Source organism: Limnofasciculus baicalensis BBK-W-15, from assembly GCF_024178385.1.
Lineage (GTDB): Bacteria > Cyanobacteriota > Cyanobacteriia > Cyanobacteriales > Coleofasciculaceae > Limnofasciculus > Limnofasciculus baicalensis.
Genome location: NZ_JAMZMM010000234.1, coordinates 1 through 9,747, shown reverse-complemented (window position 1 = coordinate 9,747; position 9,747 = coordinate 1). Strand labels below are relative to the sequence as shown.

The window sequence follows — 9,747 nt, the reverse complement described above, 5'->3', positions numbered from 1 at the left end:
CCCCACTCCCCACTCCCCACTCCCAATTATGATTAAAATTTTATTAGTTGACGATCAAAGTTTAATCCGCCGTGGATTAAAAGCATTATTAAGTTTTGAAGGAGATTTTCAGGTAGTAGGAGAAGCAGATAATGGAGAAATAGCAATTGCTCGAGTGGAAGAATTACAACCGGATGTAGTATTAATGGATATTCGGATGCCGATTATGGATGGGGTTGCTGCTACTAGGGAAATAAGCCAACGCTTTCCCCAAGCCAAGGTTTTAGTATTAACGACATTTGATGATGATGAATATGTTACCCAGGCATTACAATATGGTGCAGTTGGATATTTACTGAAAGATACACCACCAGAAGAATTAGCCCAAGCAATTCGTGCTGTGGATAAAGGTTACACTCAATTAGGGCCGGGAATTGGCAAGAAAGTTATGGCTCAAATTACTGCTCCACATGCTGATCGTACCGAAGGTTGGGAACAATTGACACCAAGAGAACAGGAAATTTTACAGTTAATTGCTAAAGGGGCTAGTAATAGGGAAATTGCCCAGACATTATATATTTCTGAGAAGACAGTGAAAAATCATGTTACTAATATTTTAAGCAGGTTGAATTTACGCGATCGCACTCAAGCAGCAATTTGGGCTAATTCTAATTGAACTTCCCCGCCCTTATGGGTTTTTGCGATAATTTTAGTGTTAAGTTTAACACCTCTATGACAGGAGATGTGGTAAAAGAGAGAATCATTGCTTAGAATTGGGTCAAGACGTTCATTCAGGTTAAGGAGTACTTCCTAATGCAGTACAAAATGTTATTGAGTCTGGCGACTATTCTACCATTGGCGACTTCAATGCTAACCATAGCTTTGTTCGCTAATCGGGCATCTGCAACTGAGGCTATGGGTGTTAATATTATTGCTAACGCCAGTGCCGCAGCTACCAGTCAAGTTTCCTGCGATGTTCCCACAACATCCAAGCTACAATCTTCCAGAATACATAACCTCAATAAAGGTACTTTGATTGCCTCAACTAATATTGGGGGTGACGATTCTATCTTAGATTTTAGTGCAGCAGAAAGTGATGCAGCGGTTACTCTTTTTGGTTGCGATTGTGGTTCCTGTATTAATGCCTTGCGTCAGTTACGCAGTGATACTTTATTAAATAATCCTCAAGGGCATTGCTGGAAATCTCTGGAAGAAAGGGTATCGTCAAAGCAGGTTCAAGAGGTGTTACAAACTTTAGATGCTGAAGATGCAAGTCTAGGTAAAATGAGGCTGGATTAATCTATAACTACAAATTCAGCTAAAAATGGCTCTCACAAAGAGCCATTTTTCCAAATATAGCAGTCGCCAAGGCGATTAGGACAATTGGCTCTCAGCCCCTTGTTAAAATTTGCTAGCTTAAAATACTCCCAGGTTATCTATCACGAGTAAAATACCATACATTGCCAGGTACTTTCTCTGTATTATACTGGCTGGGCACGGCTTTTCTATAATCAATTAACTTCCGCTGTGCGCCTGTTTTTGCTTCTATTTTAATATCATCTGAGTTAAATATATAACTATTTTTGTCTTTAACGCAGTGAAGTATTGGCTCGTACATCGATCCGAAGTATTTTGTTGCTTGAACTCCGGAACTATCGTAATGCCATACAATTCGGCTAAGAATTACCATTTTCTGCCTTAAGTAAAGATCGAAGTATGGCATCGATTGAGTACTTGTCATTACATATAGACTTCCATTCGGTTTCAGTATCCGAAGGCATTCATCCAGCAACTTATATGCCCACTTCACATATTCTGCTTCAGATTCCCATTTATCGTAAAAATTTGCAAAGATTTTTCCTATGTTATAGGGAGGATCGAGAAAAATAAGATCTACGGATTCAGAGGAAATCTCACTGGGCAAAATATCTAGGGCATCACCATGAAATATTCTATGTCCTCCATCTTCATATCGATCAAACATTACCATATAACACCTCTCACCAATGTTAATACTTATTCTAGCATTAGAGAACAAATTGTCGCTCGATATGGAAGATGGAGAACAGCTACTTCCTTCCTTCGATAAGATTATCTATTCCCCATTCCCTCACAATAACTCCAATTCCTCCCGTAAAGATAACGGTGAATATCCCAATCCAAACGCCATTGAACTATCCAAAGAAACATCTTTCGCCCTAGGAGCAGCCATTTTTACATCTGCTTGCCGACAAGATTTTAATCCCGTTTCCGGTAATTGCAATACCTCCACTAATAAGCGACCAAACTCATATCGCGATATCCTCTCTTTTCCACCTAAATGAATTCGCCCATTAACTTTATCCAAAGCTAATAACAAGCCTTTAGCTGCTGTTATCCCGCTCACAGGCGTGCGAAACTCATCGATAAATAAACTCAATTCTTTTCCTTCTTTCAAAATATTAATGAATGGCTGGATAAAGCTACTTGCTGTCGGTGTTACATTGCCAAACATTAAGGGCATTCTACATATAGCAGTGAGAGGATAACGGGCTAACATCTCTGACTCTGCCCTAACTTTCTGTTCGCCGTAATAATTAACTGGACAAACAGAATCAGTTTCTTTGTAAGGAGGATTTAATCCATCAAAAACTAAGTCAGTTGAGGTAAAAACACAGGGGATAGAATAATCGGCACAAATTCCGGCAATATTAGCCGATGCCGTGACGTTAATGGATGCAGTTTCATCGGGGTGAGTTTGACAAAAATTAGGACTAGATTGCGCCGCTGTATGAATTACTGCTTCGGGCTGAATTTCCTGAAATAGGCGATTGAGTTCCTGGAAATCTGTTAAATCAACCTTTCTTAGGGTTATACTGGGGCTTGATACCATATTGGCAAGGTAAGTACCAGAGACTTCCCATTGAAGTTTGGCTAACTCACAAACATGCCATCCTAAGAAACCGCTGGCACCTGTAACTAAGAGTTTTTTCACGGACTGTAATTAATATAACGATGACAAACCACCAAGACTTAGCTATAATTTTAACAGAAATATTGAGCGAAATTAACCAGGGACTAAAAAAATTACTGGGCGTTGATAGAAGCACGATTTTTTTGTTAGATCGGCATAATCCATCCCTCTGTTCTGTTTTATGTAATAATTGCGATCGCCTCCTCGAAGTAAAAATCCCAGTCCAGACAGGAATGGGACAGTTTGATAATTTAAAACACTTTGTTACTGAACCCTTTGATTGCCACGAACACCTGCCAAAGTCTCACCTCAATCCCGAAAAGAAAAGAATACCATACGTTGCCTATAACATCCTATCATTACCAATCATAAATCGCCAAGGATATCCCATTGCATTCGTGCAATTTCTTAATAAACTTAAGCCCCAAAATAAGCCAGAAGACTCCATCTATAAACGAGTCGATATGAACGGCTTTACCAAAGAAGATTGGAACCGTTTTACTAAAGCTACCGCTGCGATATTGACGACAATTGAAAGGAGTCAGGGAATTCAGGCAGAAATTAAAAAACAACGAGTATTTGTTGCCTTTATTAAAGCCATCCACACAATTAGTCAAGGTGGCTTAGATTTAGATGCCACCCTCAAATTAATTTTAGATGAGGCAAAAGCCTTAATTAATGCAGATCGTACTATGTTATGGCTTCTCAACGAAGAAAGTCATGAACTTTGGACAAAAGTTGCCATGGCAGATGGCTCTTTTAAAACCCTACATTTGCCAATAGGCATTGGTTTTGCTGGGAAAGTAGCCAAATCTAGAAAACCCCTCGATATTCCCTTTGATGTCTACCTGCATCCCGATTCCGAATCAATCCAAAAATGGGATCGCCAAATAGGATATCGCACTTGTAACTTACTCTATCTTCCTATCTTTAATCCCAGTGGCGAATTACTAGGAGTCATGGAATTAGTCAATAAAAAGAAATTCGGCAATTTCCCAGAATATAACCCAGAAAATTGGCCAGTAGCACCGGAAGAATTCAAAGCCAGTTTTACCCAAGCAGATCAACAATTAATGAGTGCCTTTAGCCTACAAGTGGGTATCGCCTTACACAATGCCAAACAGTTTACCACCCTCAAACAGCAAGAAGAAATCCAACGCAATATTTTCGGTAACTTAGATCGTGGCGCAATTTTCACGGATCGCCAAGGTAGAATTATTACAGCAAATGAAAAAGCAAAACAACTACTCAATCTTCATCAAGATAAACAAGTAGAAGGACACTTAATTCGGGAAATAGTTACCATCAAAGACGGTAATCTAGTCAAATGTTTTAGAGACACATTAACCGGAGAACACCAACAATATCACCCCCATCAGATTTTAATCGCTGGCGGTAAAGAAAGAGAAATTAACTTATCAATTAATGCGATCGCAGATAAAACTGACAGTAACAATATCTATGGACTCCTAGTAGTGATGGAGGAAACCGACAAAAACAATAAAAACCACAATAATCAACCCAGCAATCAAAACCTAACTCAAGAATGGCTAAAACAGCACAATGTTAAATCGTTAACCCAAGAAAACGTTTCCATATTATGTTTAGATATTCGCGGCTACACTAGCTTAGTCGAAGAAATGGAGCCAGAAGAAGTAGCAGATTTAGTCGATCGATATTTTGAATTAATGATGGATGCCGTATTAAAATACCAAGGCACAGTAGATAAATACATTAGCGACACACCAATAGCCATATTTGGCACATCCTTACCCTTACAAAATAGGGCATGGCACGCCATCCAAACCGCCATTGAAATGCGCCAGCGACTAACCAAATTCAATAGCCATTACCTCCCGCCAAACCAACAACCATTAAGGATTGGCATTGGCATTCACTCAGGCAATATAAATAATGAAAAAAATGGTTCCAGCCATAGTCGCCCCAGCGATACAATTAACTTAACCTCCATGCTAGAACGTGCAGGAAGAGAATATAATTGTGATATTATCATCAGCGAAATCACCTATCAACAATGTCGCGATCGCATTTGGGCAAGAGAATTAGATCGAATTTACACCAAAAACAAAAAACAACCCATATCCATTTATGAACTAATCGGACTCAATTCCCAACCCATTTCACAGCAACAACAACAAATAATCCAACATTACCACAGAGGGCGACAACATTATCTAGAACATAAATTTGCCCTAGCCATGAGCGAATTTTCCCAAGTATTAGCCATTAATAACAACGACAAAGCCGCCAAACTACACATTCAGCGGTGTCTGCACTGGCTAGAATCTCCCCCACCTGCCAACTCCAAGGCTATCGAAAATCTAATCCATTTCTAGAGGTAATATTCTCCCCCATTCCCCTTTTTGACTTTTGACTTTTGACTTTTGACTTCATATTATGCCCCCATCCCCGAATAATGTTTCAATCCCTTCCGCCACAACCAACGATTCCAGACAAAAAAGATCAAACCCCAACCCAACATCACCAATAGCCCCCTACCCAAATCCACAGGTAACCCAATTAACAGCGAAGCCGGGAAATTAACCATATAAGGAAAAGGAGTCCACAACGCCACCTCCCGCACCGCATCTGGAAAGACATCGAGAGGCGCAATCATACCCGAAAGAAACAAATGTAATAAAAAGAAAAATTGCTCAATCGCACTTGCACGCTCAGTCCAAAAAGCGAATAAAGCATAAGTATACTGCATCAAAAAACGTAGAGCAAATGCCATCACTACAGTTACACAAAACAGTAACAAATTGCTCAAACTGGGTAGCCAAATTGCCTGGGGATAAAGGAAGCAAAACAAACCCACCAATACCACAATAAACGGTAAACGAGCAATCCGTTCCGATATATGGCTAGCAACATGATGCCATACAGGATCGATTGGCTGCAACAATCGATGAGACAACTGCCCTTGTAAGACTTCCTTTTCAAAATCCCAAATCACCCAAACTGATGTTAACTGACGGATAATAAATACTGCCATAAAGTAATGAGCAAAATCATTTGCCGCCAAGCCAAATTGTCCACCTTGAGATGCCTTTACCCACACCCCCATCATAATTAGAGGTAAACTGCCAGACAGCGCCCACAAAAATAGCTCTGCTCGATACTCCAACATGTAAGCATAGTAAACAGATATAAACGTTTTTGCGATGATAATTCCTCGCTTCATGAAACTACTCCATTGCGAAATACCCTGCCAATTACTTCTTCAATTGGTGGATCAGTTATTGTTAAATCTAGAACTTCTAATTCAGCTAAAATCTGAGCAACAGTGCCTGTAAGTTTCTCCCGCAGTACTAGAAAACGTACCTCTCTCCCCTCTACTGATGCAACTTCACCATAGCTTTGTAGCGCTGTTAAATTGCCCTTTTCCACATCAGGTAACAGGTTAGCTAATTCTACTTTCACCTCGCGATAAGGGGAAAAACGATCTAATAATCTATCCAAACTACCATCATAAATCATCTGACCTTCATAAATTACCAATACGCGCTGACAGAGAGCAGTAATATCTGCCATATAATGACTAGTTAATAGAATAGTAGCCCCTGTCTTTTGGTTGTATTCTCGCAAGAAATCTCGTACCGCTAATTGAGCATTAACATCTAATCCTAAAGTTGGTTCATCTAAAAATAATATTTTAGGTTGGTGCAAAAGTGCCGCCAAAAGTTCTGCTTTCATCCGTTCCCCCAGAGACAATTTTCGCACTGGTTGAGTGAGTTTCCCTTCCAGAGACAGCATTTCTGAGAGTTCATCAACTCGATAATTAAACTGTTTAGGAGAAATCCCGTAAACAGCCGCATTAATTCTGAGAGAATCTAAAGCAGGTAAGTCCCAAATTAACTGCTGCTTCTGCCCCATCACTAGGGTAATCTTTTGCAAAAAGTTAGTTTGACGCTTAAAAGGAATTTGATCCGCTACTCGCACCGTACCACTTGAGGGATGAATTAGCCCAGTCAGCATTTTTAGGGTAGTAGTTTTTCCCGCCCCATTGGGACCTAAAAATCCTACTATCTCGCCCATTCCTATTTCAAATGAGACATTTTGTACGGCTGTCACTAAGCGGTAGTTGCGATGGAAAAAGTGGGAAAATGTACCCTTAATCCCCGGTTTTTTTACGGCTACCGGATATACCTTACTCAGGTTTTCAGCCACAATAATAGACATAGATTTCAGTGTAATGGATATTCTCTCCCTTAGTTCCAGATCGGGAAAAGGACGGTGAGCATTATATTGACAATTATCGTAGTATATGATTGGCTGTTTGTGTAGTAGTATATACTACAGCGATAGTGCGACAAATACTGGCAACCTTTGACAAAGAAGGCATTATAGTCTATCAAGCTTTCAAACCGTCTACTGCTGAAGAAGCAGTGCGTCTGGGTACTTTCGGTACAGGCTTTAGTTTGGACAGAATGACTTGGATCAAGCCTTCCTTCGGCTGGATGCTCTACCGTTCCGGTTACGCTACCAAACAGGGACAAGAGTGCATCCTCAAAATTAAGCTGACTCATGAGGGGTTCCAAACTATTCTAGCTCAAGCTATCCCCAGTTCCTTTGACCGCAAATTATTTGAGACTGAAAAAGACTGGTCTGGTGCATTACGCCGAAGTAAGGTACGCTATCAGTGGGACCCAGATCGAGACTTAAAATTGCGATCGCTCGAACGTCGGGCATTGCAACTGGGCATTCGCGGGACGGCAGTCAGAGATTACGTCAATTGCTGGATTCTGGCGATTGAGGATGTCACCGATTTAGCTCATCGTATCAAAACCGCGATCGCTAACCAAAAACAACTCCCCTCAGTACCAGAAGAAAACGTCATAGACGTTTCTCCCCAGATCCAAAAGACATTGCACATCAGTTTATAACACATTACTATAGTCCTTCCGACTCAAAACTCTACTCCCCACTCCCACTCCCATGAATAGTTTTGAGTTTTGAGTTTTAATTGAAAACTCAAAACTCAAAACTCAAAACTCTCTTCCCCACTCCCCACACCCCAAACACTTGACAAACCAATAACAAAGGTGTTATAAAGGGAATCTTTGAAATATTACTTTCAGGTGGAGTAGATCGCGTAGAATGAAACAAGTGGGAACTCATCTGGTTGTTGACGCATGGGAAGCGCCTCAAGACCTTCTCAATGATCCTGAAGGAATTCGCCGCGCTTTAATAGATGCGATTTCTGCTGGAGAAGCAACCCTTATAGATTTGTGTGTACACCAGTTTAGTCCCCATGGGGTGACAGCAACGGCAACGTTAGCTGAGTCCCATATTGCTATACATACCTGGCCGGAGTACGGATATTTTGCAGCAGATTTATTCTTTTGCGGCAGCGGCAAGCCTAAAGAAGCCATGAAACTTTTACAAACAGCGCTGAAAGCAAAGCAAGTCAGAATGCGAGAGATCCCCCGTGGCTTTGATGAAATGGCAAAAATTAAGGAGCAAATCTCAGAGCCAGTCTACCAAGTAGCTCGGTAAGCAGTTTTTTCGTTACCGATACCAGCAATTGAGGGCAAGGTTTAATTAACCTTGCTTTTTTTGTTTTATTCTGGTGCAGCGCCTTGTTGAGCCGCCTGTGCAGCCGCAGGTGCAACGCCTTATTCAGCCCTTTTTCTAACCTTCCTCCCACCGCTATATCTTGTAGCACAACTCTTGATCTCAGGTTAAATTGGTTATTAGAGGTAACGATCTGCGCTCTTGGAGGCTAATGCTATAAGGCTATCACACCGCGATCGCAACGCTTCCTTAGCAACCGAGTTAGTAGAATCACCCTGGAGGAAATAAGTGTGTTATTACATATTTTAGGAACTATCTTAGTTTTTATTGTGGGTTTGATACCACCAGTAATTTGTATATGGGTGATGCAAAAAGCTAAGGAAAAGGAAAAGGAGCAAGCTAGACTCAGGGAAGCAATCCGCACCCCACCCCTTAGAGTAATGCAAAGACATCAATTCCCAACAGATCAATATTACTTGGAAGGAGTTGGCTATTTAATTGGTGATATTACCTGTCGCTATAATGCCCGTTCCGCTTACATCCGCTGTGGTGTCAATCCTGCCGGTCCCTGTGAAAACTGTCACGATTACGAACCAAATAACTCTAAACTAGATCGAGATCCCTTAGACTTATGACAGCCCTAAGAAGAGAAAATTAATTTTAATAGAAGATCCTTGTACCAGGAATATTGATAATCAAAATTAACGAAACTTAGAAGTCGGGTTTCTTTGAGAAACCCGACTTCTGGGTATGATAGGATATACAGAATATAGAGTTATGCCTATTATTGGGCAGCAACAGGATCGGCTCGTCCACCCAATTACTATTACTGGACTGACACAGACTCGACATCCACCGTCTTTTCTGTGGGATTATCAGTCTCAGTATTGACAGTTGGGGTTTGGCGAGATTTCACACTATCAATCAGCCACTGAGAAACCTCAGAAACCAGGAGCGTTAAAATCACAACATCATCAATCTGTCCGATCATAGGAATAAAGTCCGGAGCAATATCAATAGGACTTATAATATAAACTATCGTTCCTAAAATGAGCCACCAGCGATACTTAGGATTACGGATACTGTTGCGATACCAGTTGTAAATTGATTGGATAGAGAAATTATTCATTATTTTTTCCCCACAGCTACTTATCTACTTATTTATTTTGCCAGATTCCCCAGAAACTGAGGATGAGGATAACTCTCCTGTTTTAGTCGAAAATTTACCCATGAGTGGCTGCCTCTTGCCTAATTTGCTCTCCCTTCCTCCCCAGCCC

Annotated in this window: 10 protein-coding genes and 1 pseudogene; 6 read left to right on the top strand and 5 right to left on the bottom strand. The window is 40.8% G+C overall.

The window, feature by feature from the left end:
- Positions 1-28 precede the first annotated feature (28 nt).
- Positions 29-655, top strand: a complete 627-nt coding sequence (locus tag NJ959_RS19900) for a response regulator (RefSeq protein WP_254013485.1) — start codon at positions 29-31, stop codon at positions 653-655.
- A 137-nt stretch (positions 656-792) separates the two neighbouring features.
- Positions 793-1,278 carry a hypothetical protein gene (locus NJ959_RS19895; protein ID WP_254013484.1) on the top strand — a complete coding sequence of 162 codons (486 nt, stop codon included), beginning with the start codon at positions 793-795 and terminating at the stop codon, positions 1,276-1,278.
- 136 nt (positions 1,279-1,414) lie between these two features.
- Here NJ959_RS19895 and yhdJ read toward each other — a convergent pair.
- A pseudogene (gene yhdJ, locus NJ959_RS19890) lies at positions 1,415-1,963 on the bottom strand (adenine-specific DNA-methyltransferase); the annotation flags it as partial.
- Between the two features lie 126 nt (positions 1,964-2,089).
- Positions 2,090-2,953, bottom strand: a complete 864-nt coding sequence (locus tag NJ959_RS19885; protein ID WP_254013482.1) for an SDR family oxidoreductase — start codon at positions 2,951-2,953, stop codon at positions 2,090-2,092.
- Positions 2,954-2,973: 20 nt separating this feature from the next.
- On the opposite strand from NJ959_RS19885, the gene NJ959_RS19880 reads away from it, so the two are divergent.
- On the top strand, positions 2,974-5,289 hold the full coding sequence (locus tag NJ959_RS19880; RefSeq protein ID WP_254013481.1) for an adenylate/guanylate cyclase domain-containing protein: 2,316 nt from the start codon (positions 2,974-2,976) through the stop codon (positions 5,287-5,289).
- Positions 5,290-5,348: 59 nt separating this feature from the next.
- Here NJ959_RS19880 and NJ959_RS19875 read toward each other — a convergent pair whose 3' ends face one another.
- Positions 5,349-6,137 carry an ABC transporter permease gene (locus tag NJ959_RS19875; RefSeq protein ID WP_254013480.1) on the bottom strand — a complete coding sequence of 263 codons (789 nt, stop codon included), beginning with the start codon at positions 6,135-6,137 and terminating at the stop codon, positions 5,349-5,351.
- Positions 6,134-7,135, bottom strand: coding sequence for an ABC transporter ATP-binding protein (locus NJ959_RS19870; protein WP_254013479.1), 1,002 nt, complete (start codon positions 7,133-7,135; stop codon positions 6,134-6,136). The genes NJ959_RS19875 and NJ959_RS19870 overlap by 4 nt, the downstream gene beginning before the upstream one ends.
- Before the next feature lie 89 nt (positions 7,136-7,224).
- On the opposite strand from NJ959_RS19870, the gene NJ959_RS19865 reads away from it, so the two are divergent.
- From NJ959_RS19865 to NJ959_RS19855, 3 genes are all read left to right on the top strand, one after another.
- A complete protein-coding gene (locus NJ959_RS19865; RefSeq protein WP_254013478.1) occupies positions 7,225-7,839 on the top strand; it encodes a DUF4291 domain-containing protein in 615 nt (204 codons plus the stop codon).
- Between the two features lie 214 nt (positions 7,840-8,053).
- The gene (speD, locus tag NJ959_RS19860) at positions 8,054-8,452 is read left to right on the top strand and encodes an adenosylmethionine decarboxylase (protein ID WP_254013477.1); all 399 of its coding nucleotides are present in this window, start codon (positions 8,054-8,056) and stop codon (positions 8,450-8,452) included.
- A gap of 308 nt (positions 8,453-8,760) precedes the next feature.
- On the top strand, positions 8,761-9,105 hold the full coding sequence (locus tag NJ959_RS19855) for a DUF6464 family protein (protein WP_254013476.1): 345 nt from the start codon (positions 8,761-8,763) through the stop codon (positions 9,103-9,105).
- A 191-nt stretch (positions 9,106-9,296) separates the two neighbouring features.
- Here NJ959_RS19855 and NJ959_RS19850 read toward each other — a convergent pair whose 3' ends face one another.
- Positions 9,297-9,599: a YkvA family protein gene (locus NJ959_RS19850; protein WP_254013475.1), complete on the bottom strand. Its 303-nt coding sequence runs from the start codon at positions 9,597-9,599 to the stop codon at positions 9,297-9,299.
- Positions 9,600-9,747: the final 148 nt, after the last annotated feature.